This window comes from Amycolatopsis sp. NPDC051758, from assembly GCF_044453095.1.
In the GTDB taxonomy this organism is placed as follows: domain Bacteria; phylum Actinomycetota; class Actinomycetes; order Mycobacteriales; family Pseudonocardiaceae; genus Amycolatopsis.
Map to the genome: position 1 here is coordinate 902,703 of NZ_JBITCJ010000002.1, position 17,413 is coordinate 920,115.

At 71.8% G+C, this 17,413-nt stretch carries 13 protein-coding genes; 5 read left to right on the plus strand and 8 right to left on the minus strand.

The window, feature by feature from the left end:
- The first annotated feature begins 24 nt into the window (after nt 1–24).
- Together ACIA5G_RS13195 and ACIA5G_RS13200 are read left to right on the plus strand one after the other, a co-directional pair.
- Complete coding sequence (locus tag ACIA5G_RS13195) at nt 25–1,284, plus strand: amidohydrolase family protein (protein WP_395922989.1); 1,260 nt, start codon at nt 25–27, stop codon at nt 1,282–1,284.
- Complete coding sequence (locus tag ACIA5G_RS13200) at nt 1,281–1,988, plus strand: alpha/beta hydrolase fold domain-containing protein (protein WP_395922990.1); 708 nt, start codon at nt 1,281–1,283, stop codon at nt 1,986–1,988. The genes ACIA5G_RS13195 and ACIA5G_RS13200 overlap by 4 nt, the downstream gene beginning before the upstream one ends.
- Before the next feature lie 8 nt (nt 1,989–1,996).
- Here the strand turns inward: ACIA5G_RS13200 and ACIA5G_RS13205 are convergent, their stop codons facing one another.
- The 3 genes from ACIA5G_RS13205 to ACIA5G_RS13215 form a co-directional block, all read right to left on the minus strand.
- A complete protein-coding gene (locus ACIA5G_RS13205) occupies nt 1,997–2,908 on the minus strand; it encodes an alpha/beta hydrolase fold domain-containing protein (RefSeq protein WP_395922991.1) in 912 nt (303 codons plus the stop codon).
- Between the two features lie 4 nt (nt 2,909–2,912).
- Nucleotides 2,913–4,706, minus strand: coding sequence for a glycoside hydrolase family 3 protein (locus ACIA5G_RS13210; RefSeq protein WP_395922992.1), 1,794 nt, complete (start codon nt 4,704–4,706; stop codon nt 2,913–2,915).
- 61 nt (nt 4,707–4,767) lie between these two features.
- Complete coding sequence (locus ACIA5G_RS13215; protein WP_395922994.1) at nt 4,768–5,547, minus strand: IclR family transcriptional regulator; 780 nt, start codon at nt 5,545–5,547, stop codon at nt 4,768–4,770.
- 118 nt (nt 5,548–5,665) lie between these two features.
- Between ACIA5G_RS13215 and ACIA5G_RS13220 the strand changes: the two genes are divergently transcribed.
- Genes ACIA5G_RS13220 through ACIA5G_RS13230 form a run of 3 tightly spaced genes read left to right on the plus strand, consistent with a single transcriptional unit; the run spans nt 5,666 to nt 9,971 of the window.
- Nucleotides 5,666–6,943, plus strand: coding sequence for an MFS transporter (locus ACIA5G_RS13220; protein ID WP_395922995.1), 1,278 nt, complete (start codon nt 5,666–5,668; stop codon nt 6,941–6,943).
- Complete coding sequence (locus ACIA5G_RS13225; protein ID WP_395922996.1) at nt 6,943–7,401, plus strand: DUF3237 family protein; 459 nt, start codon at nt 6,943–6,945, stop codon at nt 7,399–7,401. Before ACIA5G_RS13220 ends, ACIA5G_RS13225 begins: the two co-directional genes overlap by 1 nt.
- On the plus strand, nt 7,398–9,971 hold the full coding sequence (locus ACIA5G_RS13230; protein WP_395922997.1) for a family 78 glycoside hydrolase catalytic domain: 2,574 nt from the start codon (nt 7,398–7,400) through the stop codon (nt 9,969–9,971). Before ACIA5G_RS13225 ends, ACIA5G_RS13230 begins: the two co-directional genes overlap by 4 nt.
- On the opposite strand, the gene ACIA5G_RS13235 is transcribed toward ACIA5G_RS13230, so the two are convergent.
- The 5 genes from ACIA5G_RS13235 to ACIA5G_RS13255 all read right to left on the minus strand — a co-directional run bounded on the left by ACIA5G_RS13235 (nt 9,955) and on the right by ACIA5G_RS13255 (nt 17,243).
- The gene (locus ACIA5G_RS13235; protein ID WP_395922999.1) at nt 9,955–11,313 is read right to left on the minus strand and encodes an MFS transporter; all 1,359 of its coding nucleotides are present in this window, start codon (nt 11,311–11,313) and stop codon (nt 9,955–9,957) included. The genes ACIA5G_RS13230 and ACIA5G_RS13235 overlap by 17 nt on opposite strands.
- Nucleotides 11,314–11,333: 20 nt before the next feature.
- Nucleotides 11,334–12,242 (minus strand): amidohydrolase family protein, encoded by a 909-nt coding sequence (locus tag ACIA5G_RS13240; protein WP_395923000.1) that lies wholly within the window; start codon nt 12,240–12,242, stop codon nt 11,334–11,336.
- Nucleotides 12,239–13,264, minus strand: a complete 1,026-nt coding sequence (locus tag ACIA5G_RS13245; RefSeq protein ID WP_395923002.1) for an amidohydrolase family protein — start codon at nt 13,262–13,264, stop codon at nt 12,239–12,241. The genes ACIA5G_RS13240 and ACIA5G_RS13245 overlap by 4 nt, the downstream gene beginning before the upstream one ends.
- A 506-nt stretch (nt 13,265–13,770) precedes the next feature.
- Nucleotides 13,771–15,252, minus strand: coding sequence for a hypothetical protein (locus ACIA5G_RS13250; RefSeq protein WP_395923004.1), 1,482 nt, complete (start codon nt 15,250–15,252; stop codon nt 13,771–13,773).
- Nucleotides 15,249–17,243 carry a hypothetical protein gene (locus ACIA5G_RS13255; RefSeq protein ID WP_395923006.1) on the minus strand — a complete coding sequence of 665 codons (1,995 nt, stop codon included), beginning with the start codon at nt 17,241–17,243 and terminating at the stop codon, nt 15,249–15,251. The genes ACIA5G_RS13250 and ACIA5G_RS13255 overlap by 4 nt, the downstream gene beginning before the upstream one ends.
- Between the last annotated feature and the right edge of the window lie 170 nt (nt 17,244–17,413).

Genomic DNA, 17,413 nt, shown 5'->3' on the forward strand with positions numbered 1-17,413 from the left:
TTTCTCGTCAGTGAGGACGGGCAGATGAGCGAGACCAGGGTGATCTTCACCGGCGGCCGGGTGTTCGACGGGACCGGCGCCCCGGCGGTGCCGGGAGACGTCGTCGTCCGCGGCGACCGGATCGAAGCCGTGCGCTCCGGCGTCGAACCCGAGCCGGGTGATCAGGTCGTCGACTGCCGCGGCGCGACAGTCATGCCGGGGCTGGTGGAGTCGCACGCGCACCTGACGTTCCCGTCGGCGGTCGGGCACGTCGACCCGTCGTTCAACCCGCCGCTGGACGTCTCGTTCTTCCACCACATGCCCACGCCGGACGAGCACCTCGCGCTCGCCGAGCGCAACGCGCGGATCCTCCTGGACCACGGTTTCACCAGCGCGTACTCCGCGGGGTCGCTGACGCCGGTGCCGACCGAGGTCCGGCTGCGCGACCGCATCGCCGCGGGCGAGGTCCCGGGGCCGCGGATGCGCGCGGCGTCGTTCGAGCGGGACAACAACCCGGTGCAGATGGGGCCGAAGGGGCCGGAGCCGAAGGAGATCGGTCCCGAGGCAGTGCGGGCGTTCATCCGCGAGCAGGCCGAGCTGGGCTTCGACAGCGTCAAGCTGCTGATGAGCAATGACGACGTCTTCTTCGAGGGCGGCTCGATGGTCACCCAGTACAGCGCGGAGGAAGCCGCCGCGGCCGGTGAGCAGGCGCGCGAGTCCGGGGTGTGGCTCAACTGCCACGCGCAGTCGCCGGAGTCGATCAAGCTGGCGGTGCGCAGCGGGTTCCGGTCGGTCTACCACTGCTCGTACGCCGATCCCGAGGCGATCGACCTGCTGGAGGAGCACAAGGACAAGATCTTCCTGTCCCCGGCGGTCGGCATCATGTGGGCGAACGTCCACGAGGGTGCGGAGTTCGGCATCGACGCGGCGCTGGCGGAGAAGATGGGCTCGGTGAAGTCTCTTGCCGCGATGGAGCAGCTGTACCCGGAGCTGCGCAAACGCGGCCTGCGGGTGCTGCCCGGCGGCGACTACGGCTTCCCGAACAACCCGATCGGGCGCAACGCCCGCGACCTGGAACTGTTCGTGCGGCTGTTCGGCTACTCCCCCGCCGAGGCGCTGCGCGCGACCACGCAGTTCGGCGGCCAGGTGCTGGACATGCCGGTCGGCGTGCTCACCGAGGGCTACTTCGCCGACGTCCTGGTGGTGCGCGGCGACCCGACCGCGGACGTGACGTTGTTGCAGGACAAGGACAACCTGCTGGCGATCATGCAGGGCGGCCGGTTCCACAAGGTGCCCGCCGCGTGACGGTGTACCGCGAGGTCCTGGGCTTCCGGCCCCTGGAACTCGACCTGCACCGGCCGCCGGGCGACGGCTCGTTCCCGGCGATCGTGTACCTGCACGGCGGCGGCTGGCGGCGGGGTTCCCGGCGGACCACGATCCCTGCGTCGCTGTGCTCGACGCTGGCCTCGCGGGGTTTTGTGGTCGCCGCGGCGGACTACCGGCTGAGCGGGGAGGCGCAGTTTCCCGCCCAGCTGGACGATGTGCGCGCGGCCGTCGCCTGGCTTCGGTCCGAAGTGGACTGTTCCCGGACGTTCCTGTGGGGCGAGTCGGCGGGTGCGCACCTCGCTTTGCTGGCCGCGTTGGACGGCGGTGACGTGGACGGGGTTGTCGCGTGGTACCCGCCCACGGATCTGCTCGGCCTCGACGGTGACGTCTCGCGGGAGACCGAGCTGCTCGGCGTGGCGCCTTGCGACAACCCGGCCTTAGCGCGGCAAGCGAGCCCGTTGAGCTTCGTTCGTGCTGATGCCCCGCCGATCCTGCTGATGCACGGCGACGCCGACGACATGGTGCCCCCGACCCAGAGCAGCCAGTTGGCTTCGGCATTGCGAGACGCGGGTGCGCCGGTGGAACTGGACCTGGTCCCGGGCGCCCGCCACATGTGGGTGGACGCCCCGGACGTCGGTGCGATCGTCGACCGCTCGGTGGAGTTCCTGCGCGGGCTCGGCTGAACGCGGTGCTAGGCGAGCAGGCCGGCCACCAGCCGCAGCGCCTGGTCCACCGGCTCGATCGCCGACGGCAGCCCCAAGAACCCGTGCAGCATCGAGGGGATCTGCACGTGACGCACGTCGACCCCGGCCAAGGCCAGGGCGGCGGCGAACTTCTCCCCCGACGGGCGGAGGTCGTCGTACTCGGCCGTCAGCAGCAGCGTGGGGCACAGCCCCTCGAGCACCGCCAAGCCCGGCATCGCGTAACCGTCCGCGCTGCTCGCCGGGCCGCCGAGGAAGTCCTCCGTGATCGTGCGGACCTCGTCGGGCGGGAAGTGCAGGATCGGCGGCACCTCGGCCATCCGCCGCGTCAAGGAGGCCGATGGCGGCGGGAGTTCCGGGTGCAGCACCGGGTAGACCAGTGCCAGCTCCGCCGGTACCCAGCCGTCGTCGTCGCGTAGGCGCAGGGCCGCGCCCGCCGCCAAGTTGCCGCCCGCACTGGCGCCGCCCAGCACGACCCGCGACGGCGCGAGCGCATCACGGACCCAGCGCACCGCCGCCACCACGTCGTCGTGCGGGGCCGGGTAAGGGATCGCGAGCCGGTAGTCGACGCTCACCACCGTCGCGCCCGTGCGCGTGACCACCTCGCGCGCCACCCAGTCCGCCTCCGGCATGTCGAGGTCGCCCATCTTGAACGCGCCGCCGTGCAGCCACACCAGGCACGGCCGCCCGTCCGCGTCCTCCGGCGAGGGCGAGTAGACGCGGACGTGCACCCCGGCCGCGGTCTCCTCGCGGGTCTTGACCACCGGCGGCGGATTACCGACGGACGGCGTCATGAACTGCACCATCCGGTCGCGGAACGCGGGATCGGTCACCAACGCCTCGAACGACGGGACACCGTCGAGCAGCGGAAGCTTCGCGGCGACAGCGGGATGGATCGGCATACGGTCAGCCTTTCGGGTGGCCGAGCGGGAACAGCGGATCGACCGTCCCGCCCGGGAGGTCTTCGGGATGGTCTTCGACGGCGGCCATCGAAGACGGCAGTTCGAACGGCAACCGGCCCTCCGCGCGGGCACGGCCGAACACCACGTCGAGGACGGCGTCGTCAGTGGCGCCGAAGTCCCCCAGCAGCGCGGCCGCGGCCGCGGCGACCTCCGGCAGGACGGCCGGGCGCTCGAGGAAGACGTCGACGACTGTCGGCACCCTCGCGGCCAGCGCGGTGAAGTGCTCGAGCTGATCCGGGGGCAAGTCCAGGCGACCCTGATGGAAGAACGCCTCGGGCAGCTTCGCAGCGGGCTCGTAGGGCGCCCCGAAGCGCACCAGCGCCACCTCGGCCTCCTCCGGCGTGTCCACAACGGACGCATAGCGCTCGGCCACCGACCGGTCGACGCCTTCGACGTAGAGCCGGACACCGTCCACAAGAGGCAGTACGCCGGCGTCGGTGACGACCACCATCGACCGCCGCTGAGCCGAGGCCCCCGCCGCGGCGAAGTCGGAACGACCGACCGTGACGGCAGCGGTTTCCTCGGACACGTAAGGGTTCTCGAACAGTCCCAAGTGGAACATCAAGGTGAGCACCCGCCCGGCGGACTCGTCGAGCCGCGCCGCCCCGACCCGGCCCATGATCACCTCGGGACACCATTCCCCGCCGAACTGGTCAACCCCGGCGTCGAGCAGCAGCAGCGCCCGCGAAGTCCGGTCCAGGTGCTCCACACCCCACGCGCGCGCCGGCCACACAGTCCCGTCAGCCAGCACACTGTCGGTCAGCAGGCCGAAGTCGGTGCACACCAAGCCGTCGAAGCCTTCGTCGCGGCGCAACTGCCCGGCCACCACCGAAGGGTCGAACGCGAACCCGACCTCACGCAGCCCCGGCACGCCCACCGGACGGCCGTAGTACGGCATCACCGCGGCGGCCCCGGCTCGCAGTGCCGGCCGGAACCGGTCGCGGTGCAACTCGAACAACCCGGCCGGGTAGACCTGGTCGCGCCCGGAAGCGAAGTGCGCGTCGAGCCCGCCGGCCTGCGGTCCCGCGCCCGGCCAGTGCTTGACCATCGCCGCCACCGAACCCGGGCCGAGCGCCGGCCCCTGCAGGCCTTCGACGTAGGCCGCGGCCAGCCGGGCCACGACGTCCGGGTCGGCGCCGAACGTGCCGGAGATCCGGGCCCAGCGCGGCTCGCTGGCCAGGTCGGCCATCGGGTGCAGCGCCAGCCGGACGCCGACCGCGGTGTACTCCGCCCGCACGGTCGCGGCGAACTCGCGCACCAGGTCCTCGTCGTCGAGCGCGCCGAACCCGAGCGGCTCCGGCCAGCGTGAACAACCACCGGACGGCACCGACGTCAGCGGGTTCTCGTTCGCCGAGTGCCGCGGGTCGGACGACAGCAGCACCGGGATGCCGAGCCGGCTGTGCGCGGCGAGGTCCTGGACGTGGTTGTGCCAGCGGGCCAGGGGCCCGGCGGCGACCGGCGCCATCAGGCTCAGGCACCGCAGGTGCCCGTCGCGCAGCACGGACGTCGTGGGCGCGGCCGGCAGCAACCCGGCGGGCGCGTCGACCACGCCGCCGTCCGGGGCGACGGCGACCGGCGCGTGGAACAGCAGCCCGGTCTTCTCCGCCGGGGTCATCCGGGCGAGCAGGTCGCGCACCCGCTCGGCCACCGGACGGCGAGGGTCCTCGTACGGGGCCATCACGCCGTCGCCGTCGAGATCGCGGAAGGCGACGCCGTGGTCGTCGAGCAGAGGGAGCATGGCGCCGAGGATGACCGCCGATCCGGCGCGCCACCCACCGCCGTGCCATTGAATGGCAGCCTCAGCGGCCGGCCAGCTCCCGGGAGATGCCGCGGGCCGAGGTCTGCACGGCCAGTCCGAGCCGCCGGGGCTGGGCGATCCGCTTGGGGACGAGGACACCGAGCACACCCGCCACCGTGTCGTCCCGGCCGAAGACGGGCGCGGCGACGGACACGATCGAATGGTGCTCGTCCTCGCGCCGGAAGATCGCCAGCCGCTCGCGGCGCACCTCGGCGAGCGTGCGGCGCAGGACGTCCGCCGGGATGAGCCGGTTGTCCGGCTCGCTGTAGACCGGCTTCGAAAGCAGCTCCTCCTGCACCTCCTTGGGCGCGAAGGCCAGCAACGCGAGGCCGACCCCGGTGGAGTGCAACGGAAGCCGGCCGCCGATCCGGTAGTCCACCGGCGTCGCCTGGTGCGCCGAAAGCCGTTCGACGAGCATCGCCTGCATCCCGTCGCGGACGGCGAGCTGGACGTGCTGGTGCGTCACCTCGGAGAGGTCGTTCATGAACGGCAGCGCCACCTGCCGCAGCCCGTGGCCGCGCGGCGCGAGCGTCGCGACTTCCAGCAGCCGGAGCCCGACACAGAACCGGCCGGTGTCGTCGCGCTCCAGCGCACCCCAGTCCACCAGCCGGTTCGCCAGCCGCAGCGCGGAGCTCGGCGGCATTTCGGCCCGGCGGCTCAGCTCGGCGAGCGTGAGCGTGCGGTGCTCCGCGTCGAACGTCGAGAGCAGGGAAAGCGCCCGGTCGACCACCGGCTCGCCGTGCGCCGGACGGCGCCCGCGCACCCGCGCGGACTCGGTCATGGCCACCTCGGCGTTCCATTGATTGGCATCGCTCTCACGGTACACCGCACCGGGCCCCCATCCTTCCCGCAGGTCATCCGGTGTGCCGCCGCGACCGAGACGTGAAAGGTGCCCAACGATGAGTACTTCTTTCCGCCAAACCTCCGTATCCGCCGACACGGCGTTCCCCGGACCGCGGCGCGGATTTCTCTTCTTCTTCGCCTTCGCCGCGGTCGGCGCGGGGATGGCGGTGCTCGTCCCGGCCGTGCTGACGCTGTCGGTGAAGGCAACGCTGCTCGACCCGGCCGGCGCCACGACGATGGTGTCCATCGTGACCAGCATCAGCGCGCTGTGCTCCCTGGTCGCCTTCCCGGTCTTCGGCCGGCTCAGCGACCGGACGACGGGCCGGTTCGGCCGGCGCAGACCGTTCCTGGTGCTCGGCGCGATCCTGTTCACGCTGGGGGCGATCGGGCTCCAGCTGGGCGCGACGACGTTCGCGCTGACCGTGGCGGCGAGCTGCACGACGGTCGGCGCGAGCGCGTCCACCGTCGCGTTCACCTCGGTCATCCCGGACCAGCTGCCGCCGGACCGCCGCGGCCCCGCGTCGGCCATCGTCGGGCTGAGCCTCCCGGTCGGCGCGGTGCTCGGTCTGTTCATCGCGCAGCTGGTCGCCCCGAACCTGCCGGCGATGATCCTGCTGCCGGCCGGGCTCGCGGTCCTCGGAACGGTCCTGCTCGCCGTCACGATGCGGGACCGGCGCCTGCCGATGGCCGAGCGGCCCGCGTTCGCGTGGCGCGACCTGCCCCGCACGTTCTGGGTGAACCCGGTGCGGCACCCCAACTTCGGCTACGCCTGGCTGAGCCGGCTGCTGGTCTTCTTCGGGGTCGCCGCCATCCAGGCGTACCAGACGTTCTACCTGCTGAACGTCTTCCACATCCCGCCGGCCGGCATCGCGAACGCGGTCTTCCTGTCCACGCTCGTGCTCACCGGCGCGGCCCTGCTGTTCGCGCCCCTGGCCGGCAAGATCTCCGACCGGGTCGGGCGCCGCAAGCCGTTCGTCGTCACCGCCGCGGTGATCTTCGGCTGCGGGCTGCTGCTCGCGACGTTCACCAGCACCTATCCCCTGTTCCTGGTCGCGATGGGCATCATCGGCCTCGGCCAGGGGGTCTACTTCGCGGTGGACATCGCGCTCATCACCCAGGTGCTGCCCGACCCGGCCGACACGGCGAAGGACCTCGGGCTGATGAACCTGGCCGGCAACCTGCCGACGTCGGTCGTGCCGGCCCTGGCCCCGGCGATCCTCGCGATCGGCGCGACGGCCGCGGTGCCGCAGAACTTCCCGGCGCTGTTCGTCGCGGGCGCGATCGCCGGGCTGCTCGGCGCGGTGCTGATCCTGCCGATCCGGAAGGTGCGCTAGTGCCGCTGTTCCCACCACCGGCGCTCGAGTTCGTCAGCTCGGCCGTCGTCGAGCTCGGCGAGCCCCTCGACGTCGGCGAGACGCCGGCCGGGCGGAGCCGGATCGTCCCGATCACGGGCGGCAGCTTCACCGGGCCCGGGCTGGCGGGCCGGATCCAGCCGTTCGGGGCGGACTGGCAGCGCATCCTGCCCGACGGGACCACGCTCGTCGAAGCGCGCTACCTCGCCGAAACCGCCGAGGGCCTGGTGTCGGTCACGTCCACGGGGGTCCGCACCGGGCCGCCGGCGGTGCTGGCCGCGCTGGCCCGGGGTGAGCACGTCGACCGGTCGAGCTACGAGTTCCGGCTCACCGTCCGGGTGTCCGGTGCGGTCGGCCGGCCGCTCACCACCGGCCTCCTGGTCGGCTTGGCCGAACGCGCCCCGGACACCGTTCGCTACGACCTCTACCGGCTGACATGAAGCCCACCCGGTTGCGCCTCGACCACCTCACGCCGGGCCGTCCTTCGGTTTCGCCACGGGGTTCCTGGTGGCTGCCCGCCGGGTCGGCCGTCCAGCACGCGTACGAGATCCGGCTGACCGGCCCGGACTGGACGTCGGGACGCCGTGAGAGCGACCGGTCGGTGCTCGTCGACCTGCCCCGGCGTCCGGCGACGTCGTGGCAGGTCCGCGTGTGGACCGATCTCGGCCGGAGCGACTGGTCGGAACTCGCGCCTTGGAACGTCGTCACGCTGCCCGCGGCGCTGGACACGGCGGCCTGGATCGAGCCGCACGAACCGGTTGTCGCGCCGCCCGGCCGGCGACCGGCTTACCAGCTGCGGCACGAATTCACCCTGGCCGAACCGGTCGTGACCGCGACGGCGTGGGCGACCGCGCGCGGGATCTACGAACTCTTCGTCAACGGCACCCGCGTCGGCGACCTCGAGCTGACGCCCGGGTTCACCGCCTACCGCAAGCGGGTCCAGGTCGAACCGCACAACGTCAGCGACCTGCTGCGGCCAGGAAAGAACTCGGTCGAGTTCCTGCTCTCCGACGGCTGGTTCCGCGGCCGCCACGGCTTCGAGCGCACCGCCGACGGCTTCGGGAACCGCACCGCCGCCCTGCTGGCCCTGGAAGTCAACGGCACCACCACGGTCACCACCGGCCCGGGCTGGTGGTCGCGGCCGAGCCGGATCACCGCGGCCGACCTCATGGATGGCCAGGAGACCGACTTCCGGCTCCCCGCACCGGGTTCCCTCGGCCTCTACGCGCACGGCTGGCACCCCGCGTCGACCCGAACCGGCGGCCATGCACAGCTGGTGCTCACCGAAGGGCCCCCGGTCCGCCGGATCGAGGAGCTGCCGCCGGTGTCGGTCACCCGGCTCGAGAACGGCGTGGTCGCCGACTTCGGGCAGAACATCACCGGCTGGGTCCGGCTGGGCGACCTCGGCCCGGCCGGCACCCGGCTGACGCTGACCCACGGCGAGCATCTCGCGCCGGACGGCCGCGTCACCACCGACCACCTGCGGGCGTTCGACTTCGCCACCGGAGAGCTGCTGCCCGCCGGGCAGGTCGACACGGTCGTCTCCGCGGGCCGCGCCGGCGACGTCTTCGAACCGCGGCACACCACCCACGGCTTCCGGTACGTCCAGATCGACGGGCACCACCCGCAAGTCACCGCGGTCGTCGTGCACACCGACCTCCCCGAGACCGGCCTGTTCAGCTGCAGTGACGCGCGGCTCGAAGCCCTGCACCGGACCGCGGTGTGGAGCCTGCGCGGCAACGCCTGCGACGTCCCGACCGACTGCCCGCAGCGGGAACGCTCGGGCTTCACCGGCGACTGGCAGGTGCACGTCGCCACCGCCGCCCGCACCCACGACGTCGCCGGCTTCTCCCGGAAGTGGCTGCGGGACCTGGCCGCGGACCAGTGGCCCGACGGCCGCGTCCCGACGATCACCCCCGACCCCGCGGGTGACGGCCCGTCCGGCAACAAGTTCCAGGACGCGATGACCGGCTCCGCGGGCTGGGGTGACGCGGCGGTGCTCGTGCCCTGGGAGCTCTGGCGGGCCTACGGCGACCTCGAAGTCCTCAGTGGACAGTACGAATCGATGGTCGGCTGGGTCGAGTACGCGGCCGCGACCGCCCGCGAGCGGCGGCACCCTTCGCGCGTGACCGCCGCGGCTCCGCACGAGAAGTTCCTGTGGGACACCGGCGGGCACTTCGGCGAATGGCTCGAGCCGGGCGTCCCGCCGAACCCGGATCCCGAGGCCGACCACGGCATCGTCGCCACGGCCTACCTGGCCCGCTCGGCCCGGGTGCTCGGCCGCGTCGCCGAGCTGCTCGGCCACACGTCGGACGCAGCCCGCTTCCGGTGGCTCGCGAACCGCGCCCGGAACGCGTGGCAGCGCGAATACCTCCGGCCGGGCGGCGTGCTCACCGAACCCACGCAGGGCAACCACGTCCGGGCGCTCGCCTTCGGGCTGGTGCCCGGGCACCTACGGGACGTCGTAGCCGGACGGCTGGCCGACCTGGTCGCCGCGGCCGGCGTCGGCACCGGCTTCCTCACCACCGGCCTGCTGCTGCCCACGCTGGCCGACACGGGGCACCCGGACCTCGCCTACCGCGTGCTGCTGTCGACGGGCATCCCGTCCTGGCTGGAGATGCTCGACCGCGGCGCGACGACGTTCTGGGAGCGCTGGGACGCCGTCGACGGCGGTGAGGTGCACGGTTCGCTGAACCACTACAGCAAGGGCGCGGCGATGTCCTTCCTGCACACCCACATCGCGGGGATCCGGCTCCCCGACGACCCGGGCCCCGCCGAGGCGGGCTACCGGCGGTTCCTCGTCCGGCCCTGCCCCGGCGGCGGCTTGGACCGGGCCGAGGCCGAGCACCTCAGCCCCTACGGGCCCATCCGCAGTGCCTGGGAACTCATCGCCGGCCGGCTGCGGCTGACGGTCGACGTGCCGCCCGGGACCCGCGCCGACGTCCGGCTTCCCGGCTCGGAAAGCGTCAACGCGGGACCGGGACGGCACACGTTCACGGCGCCGTGGTGATCACGCCGGTGGTCGCGGGCTTCAGCCTCGCCTGCCGCGTCCGCGGCCCGAAGATCGCCAGCACCACCGCTCCGACCAGCCAGGTCCCGGCGATGAAGAAGAACACGCTCTGGTAGCCGCTCCCGTTGTACAGCGCGGCGACGATGAGCGGGCCGACCGCGTTGGACAACCGGCCGAGGCCGTACGACACGCCCGTGCCGAGCGACCGGCCGCGGGTGTCGAACAGTTCGGGCGAGTACGCGTACCCGAGTGCCGTGTAGCCGCGCTCGAACAGGTTCACCAGGAAGCCGAACACCACGATCAGGATCGGGTTGAACGTCAGCCCGTAGAACAGGCCGCAGAGCGCGATGACCGTGCCGAACGCGACCAGGCACCACTTGCGCTCGAACCGGTCGGTGACCAGGGCCGCCAGGTACGAGCCGAGCGGCGCGCCGACCGTCGTCAGCGCGACGTAGAACACCGACTTCTCGACGCTGAAGCCTTCCTTGGCCAGCAGCGTCGGCGCCCAGCTCGAGTAGCCGAAGAAGCCGATCGTCTGCGTCACCCACAGGACGGTCAGCAGCAGCGTGGGGTACAGGTACTTCTTCTGCAGCAGCAGGCGCAGTGGCGCCTTGCCCATCGGAGCTTCTTCGATCGGCGGCGCGGGCTCCGGCAGCGGGCCCTTCTCCGCCGCGACCTGCGCCTCGATCTCCCGCAGCACCGCGTCCGCCTTCTCGTGCTCACCGCGGCTCTCGTGCCAGCGCGGCGACTCCTTCAGATGCCGCGTGAACAGCACCAGCAGAACGCCGAGCGCGCCCCACAGGTACACCAGCCGCCACGACCAGGAGTTGATCGGCACCACCGCGCTGGCGATCAGGTTGGTGACCGGCGTGCCGCAGATGCCGATCACGATCGCGTACGCCTGGTACTTGCCGCGGCTCGCCGCCGGGTACAGCTCGCTGACGTAGATGACCGCGACGACGGTCATCGCCGACAGGCCCGCCGAAGTGAGGATGCGGAAGGCGCCCAGCGACACGATGTCCCACGAGAACACCGCCGCGAAAGAGAAGACGCCGAACCAGACGGTCGTCCACATCAACGCGTTCTTGCGGCCCCAGCGGTCGGCGAGCTTGCTCGCGATGATCGAGCCGAAGAACATCCCGACGAACGACAGCGAGGTCACGTAGGCGACCTGGTTCACCGTCACGCCCCACAGCTTGATCAGCTTGGGCGCGGTGGTGGCGAAGCTGTTGATGTCCGCGAACTCGAAGAAGTAGGCGAACGAGACGGCGAGCAGGGTGATCTTGTGGAAGCGCGAGATCGGCAGGCGGTTCAGCCGGTTGAGCGCGTTGGCGTGCTGCATTGCATGCCCTTCAGGGGGTTTCAGGCGGTTTCGCCGGGCCAGTAGAGGCGCATCGGGTTGTCGACGAGCAGTTTTCGCTGCAGTTCGGCGGTTTCGGCGATCTGCGGGACGTAGTCGACGAGCAGCCCGTCGTCGGGCATGTGGTTCTTGAGGTTCGGGTGCGGCCAGTCGCTCCCCCACAGCACCCGGTCCGGGAACTCCGTCACGACGCGCCGGGCGAACGGGACGACGTCGGTGTAGGCGTTCTTTTCGCCGTCGAGGGCCGGCGGTCCGGTCACGGTGAGGCGCTCGGGGCAGCTGACCTTCACCCAGACGTCGTTGCGGTCGACGAAGCCGAGGAACCGGGCGAACTCCGGGCCGTTCACCGGTTTCGTGACGTCGGGGCGTCCCATGTGGTCGATCACGAGCGGCGCGGGGAGTTCGCCGAAGAAGTCTTCGAGCTCGGGCAGGTCGGCGGCCTCGAAGTAGAGGACGACGTGCCAGCCGAGGGGCGCGATCTTCTTCGCGATCGTGCTCAGGTCCTCTTCGGGCGAGGCGTCGACGAGCCGTTTGACGAAGTTGAACCGCACCCCGCGGACGCCTTGGGCGTCGAGTTCGCGCAGCTCTTGTTCGCCGATGTCAGCGCGGACGGTCGCGATCCCGCGCGCCCGGCTGCCGGCTGCCCGGACGGCGTCGAGCATGGCGGAGTTGTCGGCGCCGTGGCAGGTGGCCTGCACGATGACGGTGCGTGCGACGCCGAGGTGGTCACGCAGGGCGAAGAGCTGCTCCTTGCTCGCGTCGCAGGGCGTGTACTTGCGCTCCGGCGCGAACGGGAACTCTTGTTCCGGGCCGAAGACGTGACAGTGGGCGTCGACGGTCCCGTACGGCAGCCGGAAGTCCGGTGTGGACGGATTTGCGTACCAGTCCAGCCAGCCGGGCGTCTTCGTCATCGGCCTTGTCCCTTCAGCAGGGCGTCCAGGCGCGGGTAAACGGCGCGGGCGTTGTGCTCCCGGATCGCCGCCCAGTCCTCTTCGGACAGGTTCGCCGCTTCGGCGTACCGGCGCGTGTCGTCGAAGTGGTGACCGGTCCGCGGATCGATGCTGCGGACGGCGCCGACCATCTCGGACGCGAACAGGATGTTGCGCGCCGGGATGACGTCGAAGAGCAGGTCCGAACCGGGCTGGTGGTAGACGCAGGTGTCGAAGAAGACGTTGTTCAGCACGTGGTCCTCGAGCTCCGGCTTGTCCAGCGCCATCGCGAGGCCGCGGAACCGGCCCCAGTGGTAGGGCACCGCGCCACCGCCGTGCGGGATGACCAGCCGCAGCGTCGGGAAGTCGGCGAACAGGTCACCCTGCACGAGCTGCATGAACGCGGTGGTGTCGGCGTTGAGGTAGTGCGCGCCGGTGGTGTGGAACGCCGGGTTGACGCTCGTGCTGACGTGCACCATCGCCGGGATGTCGTACTCGACCATCTTCTCGTAGACCGGGTACCAGGACCGGTCGGTGAGTGGCGGGGCGGTCCAGTGGCCGCCGCTCGGGTCCGGGTTGAGGTTGAGCGCGACCGCGCCGTACTCCTCCACGCAGCGGGTGAGCTCCGGGATGCAGGTCGCCGGGTCGACACCCGGGGACTGCGGGAGCATCGCGGCCGGGGCGAACCGCTCCGGGTAGAGCGTGCTGACGCGGTAGCAGAGCTCGTTGCAGATCGACGCCCACTCCGCCGAGGTCTCGAAGCCGCCCACGTGGTGGGCCATGAACGACGCCCGCGGTGAGAAGATCGTGAGGTCGATGCCGCGTTCGTCCATCAGGCGCAGCTGGTTCGGCTCGATCGTCTCGCGCAGCTCGTCGTCACTGATCCGCAGGTCAGCGCGCGAGGGTGCGACACCCGGATCGTCCAGCGCGGCGATCTGCTGGTCGCGCCACGCCGCGAGGGCGGGCGGGGCGGTCGTGTAGTGGCCGTGACAGTCGATGATCAACGTAGTTCCTCGTCGCTTCGCATGCTTGGTACCCGCACCCTAATCGTCGATGAAATTGTTGACAATATCTGCGACGAGGTTGTGACGGAGGGATGAGCGGGGGGAACGGCACGTGACGATCTTGCGGGCTTGGCTGACCGGGCGCAGCGGAGCGGTGCTCGCGCAGGTACAGCGGGCGCCTGGGCCGCGGCGGCGGAGGCAGTGGCGGTGGCCGCGGTGGCGGCAGCGGTCGCGGCGGCGGCAGCAGCGGTCGCGGCGGCGGCAGCAGCGGTCGCGGCGGCAGCAGCAGCCGCGGCGGCGGCCGCGGCGAGCAATGCACCCAATGTGGCGTTGGGTACGTCAGACGCACCGAATGCCACATTGGGTGCATCACGCCTGAACCCAGCAACCTCAGGAGCCGCGGTCGCCGACCCGCGTCAAGCCGTCCCCGACGCGATGAACGACTCGTTCCTATCGTCCGACGCGATCAACGAGTCGTTCACCGCACCGAGCGAGCCGCCGACCGCTCAGGAGTCCGGCGCCGACAGCTGCACGAACTCCGGCGTGTCGTCCAACCGCACCCGCAGGATCGGCACGGCTTTGTTCACCGGGTCACCCCGGTCGTCGAACGAGATCATGCCGCTCGCGCCCGGGACCGCGAGCGTCCCGTGGAGCCGGTTCTTCGCCTGCAACACATCCTGCGCCGTCACCTGGGCCGGCGACACACGCGGGATTCCGCGGATCGCCCACACGACCGTGAGCACCGCGTCGTGGGCGAGGATCGCGATGCCGTCGTCCAGCCGCTCCTTGGGGAACATCGCCGTGAAGCAGTCCGTGCACCCGGCCTCCTGGAAGCTCGCCACCGCGGCCGGGTTGAACGCCTGGGGTGAGCTCGTCCACGCCTGGGGGTGGGCCAGCCCGGGCGCCAGCACCGTGACGTTGGCCTGCAGGCCCCGGCGCATCTCCGCCTCCGGCGGCCCGACCAGCGCCAAATCACCCGTCAGCACCGTGATGTGCCGGTCGAGGCAGGGGCGCTGGGCGAGCTCGGCGATGAACGACGTGAGGTGGTTCTCGCGGCCGGCGAAGTACACGACCTCGGGCTGGTTGCCGCAGATGTTCGGCATCATCTGGAGGAACGTGTTCTCGATCCCCGGCAGGCTCGAGTCGTACTCCTCGGTGCGGCCGACGATCCGGTGCGCCGCGTCGGCGAACTTGCGGGTGAACGCCGTCGCCAGGGTCTTCGGGTACAGGTCGCCGGGGTTGACGTCCTGCACGATCGTGGCCGTGTGCGCGGTCGGGCGCACGTAGGTCGCCGCCGCCAGGCCGTAGGTGGAGCTCGTCGGCGAGACCCGCATGAAGCCCGGGATCTCGGAGAACTCGTCGGCGGCCAGGTGCGAGGCGACCACCGGGATCCGGTGCTCCGACAGCCGGCGGATCGCGTCGCGGGAGGTGTCGAGACTCAGCCCGATCCCGGTGACGGCGACCAGCCGCTCGGCCGCCACCCGCCCGACCAGGTCGTCCACCACCGGCTCCCAGTGGGTCAGCCGGCTGCCGGGGTTGGCCAGCAGCAGGCGGATCAGCGGCAGGCTGCCCCACGACCGGGTCGTGTTCGCCCGCCGCTGCGCGATGTAGGCGCCTTCCAGCTGGTGGCGGACCCACTCGTCGGACAGGATGTCGTGCTCCGCCAGCGTCATCGGGAGGAAGGCCGCGATGGTGACGTGCGGCTTCCCCGACGACGTGACGGACTCGTTCTCCTCGCGGATGCGCTGCTCGACGTCGGCGAGTCCCGGCGAGAACACGTACGCGCCGTCGGTGACGCCGATGCATTCCTCCGTGTCACCGCGCTTCTCGACGCCGGCGCCGCAGGTGCGCCCGGCCGCGCTGATCGCCGGCACCACCACCAGCACGGCGACCAGCACGATCGCGAGCAGCAGCACCCCGCCGCCGGCCACCAGCCACTTCGACCACGTCGGCCGCGGCGGCCGGATCCGGTCACTGCGCGCGCTCATCGGTACTCCTCCGCCCGTTCGTGCAGCAGGATCGAGCCCCGCCCCCGGCCCTGCGCCAGCTGGTGGAAGGCCCCTTCGATCGTCGAGTCGAGCGTCCCGCCCGGGTCGCCGAGGGGATCGCGGGCGATCCACAGCGCGACGACCAGCCAGGCCAGCGTGGTCCCGAGGTCGTCGTCACCCTGCCCGGCGTGGAGCTGGACCTGGTCGTACGGCTCGGCGTGCTTGTCCAGCCGGTTGGGGGCCGCGGTGACGACGTCGAGCTCGGCGAGCCACGCCTCCGCGGTCGTCACGTCGAACTCCGCGTGGCGCGCGTCGGCGAACGGCTTGCGCAGGTGCGCGACCGCCGCGGCGACGTTCTCCAGCGCCAGGTCGTGGTAACGCGCGGCCACGAGCCGGCCGTTCTCCTCGTAGAATTCGCGGCACCGGGTGTGCACACGGGTCCAGCTGAGCGGGTGGTCGTCGGCGCGGGAAGCCAGCTCCTGCAACAGGATCCGGCGCAGCCAGGGGTGCAGCACGTACTGGGGTGCCTCGCCCGGCTCCGCGCGCAGCCACAGGTGGTCACCGAGCTCTTTGAACAGCACACCTTCCCCCGCCGGGTTCCGCAGGTCGAGGATCTCCTTGTGGAACAACAGCTCCACGTCCAGCGCGGCGCTCGCGGTGACCAGGTCCTGCCGGCTCGGCGCGGAGAAGTCCTGCAGCAGGTAGTCGCGCATCGTGGTGATCAGCGGCGGCCCGTCCGGCCCGGCGGCCGGGGTGCGCAACGCGGTGCGCAGCGCGCCGGGCCGCCGCGGGTCGTGGCGGTGGGCCACGGCGGTGATGACGTCGGTGACCGCGCCGGGGTGGCCGTCGGTGAGGCGGTGGAGGAACCGCGGCAGCCGGGAGGCGGGGTGGATCTCACTGCCCGCGGCGATGCCCACGACGTCGTCCTTCGACAGCGCGCCCAGTTCGAGCAGGTACCACGGGTACCACCGGGGTTCCGGCCGGCTCGGGTCGGGCCGCCAGTCGGCGTCCACATCGGACGGTTGCCGCGGCGACGGCCGGCGCACACCGTCGGTCCGGTGCGTGGTGGGCGGGCGGTGGTCCGGGCCGCCGCGGTGCGCGGCCGGCGGTGACCAGCTCTCGTGCCAGTCGGGGTTCCAGGTCCGGCTCGTGGCGAGCACGACCAGCGGGTCCGCTTCGGTGGCCCGCTGCCGCGCTTCGGTCAGCGCGCGCAGGAACAGCCGGCCACCCGGCGTGTGCGCGTTGTCGAGCAGCACCAGGCTGTTCAACGTCCGCCGCGAGCGGTTGAGCCCGGTGTAGTCCCGGCGCAGGTCGGCGAGGAAGGCGTCGCAGAAGGTGGCGTCGACGGCGTCCCGGTCCTCGTCGTCCCCTTGGGCGTGGCGGGCGATCTCGAGCAGGAAGTCCTCGTGGTTGCCGGTCCCGGCCGGCAGCGCCCGCATCTTGCCGATCAGCCGGCGGCGGTCGTACCAGCTCAGGCCGCGCAGCAGGAGGTCGGTCGCGGCGGGCCAGCCCTGGAGACTCCCGGCGGGCGCGATGCCCCCCGCGAGGCGGACGACGTCCACGATGGCCTCGCGGCTCTGCTCGAGCGGCTGGTTCTTGGCCAGCAGGGCGTGGAGCTTGCGCAGCGCGGCGCGGCGGTCCTGCAGTTCGACCGGCGCGCCCAGCACGAGCATGCACAGCCACAGCCGGGGAAACGCCAGCCGCCCGAACTGCTTCCACTGCCGGCTGAGGTCGAAGGCGAGGTGTGCCAGCAGTTCCCGCGGCCGGCTGTCCGCGCGGTCGTGCCGTTCGAAGTCGAGGTGCGCGTGCGGGATTTCCCGGCACCGCTCGGCCACGGCGTCGAGCAGCGCGGTCTTCCCGGTGCCGCGCGCCCCGAGTGCGACGACAACGGGCAGCGGGCGGCTTTCGCCGTCCGCGCGGGCCAGCAACCGTTCGACGAGCCCGCCGGTGACGGCGTCGAGGCCCGACAACGGGGACACGTCGGCTGGCATCGTCCCCCCATCCCCGAACGACCCGATTCCGGCCGGAGCCGTCACTATGGCACGCGGCCGGTCGGGGTGCAGCGTTCTCCGGACGACCACGAATGTGCCGGGGACCGGTCCCCGCGGTATTCACTTTCCGGTATTTCCGCAGGTTGCCGCTATTCACCGGCGACGCCTGG

Excerpts from the sequence above, each read along its gene's own strand:
- ACIA5G_RS13195 (WP_395922989.1), top strand. The coding sequence starts at position 25 with ATGAGCGAGACCAGGGTGATCTTCACCGGCGGCCGGGTGTTCGACGGG.
- ACIA5G_RS13205 (WP_395922991.1), bottom strand. The coding sequence starts at position 2,908 with ATGCCGATCCATCCCGCTGTCGCCGCGAAGCTTCCGCTGCTCGACGGT.
- ACIA5G_RS13210 (WP_395922992.1), bottom strand. The coding sequence starts at position 4,706 with ATGCTCCCTCTGCTCGACGACCACGGCGTCGCCTTCCGCGATCTCGAC.
- ACIA5G_RS13215 (WP_395922994.1), bottom strand. The coding sequence starts at position 5,547 with ATGACCGAGTCCGCGCGGGTGCGCGGGCGCCGTCCGGCGCACGGCGAG.
- ACIA5G_RS13220 (WP_395922995.1), top strand. The coding sequence starts at position 5,666 with ATGAGTACTTCTTTCCGCCAAACCTCCGTATCCGCCGACACGGCGTTC.
- ACIA5G_RS13230 (WP_395922997.1), top strand. The coding sequence starts at position 7,398 with ATGAAGCCCACCCGGTTGCGCCTCGACCACCTCACGCCGGGCCGTCCT.
- ACIA5G_RS13235 (WP_395922999.1), bottom strand. The coding sequence starts at position 11,313 with ATGCAGCACGCCAACGCGCTCAACCGGCTGAACCGCCTGCCGATCTCG.
- ACIA5G_RS13240 (WP_395923000.1), bottom strand. The coding sequence starts at position 12,242 with ATGACGAAGACGCCCGGCTGGCTGGACTGGTACGCAAATCCGTCCACA.
- ACIA5G_RS13250 (WP_395923004.1), bottom strand. The coding sequence starts at position 15,252 with ATGAGCGCGCGCAGTGACCGGATCCGGCCGCCGCGGCCGACGTGGTCG.
- ACIA5G_RS13255 (WP_395923006.1), bottom strand. The coding sequence starts at position 17,243 with ATGCCAGCCGACGTGTCCCCGTTGTCGGGCCTCGACGCCGTCACCGGC.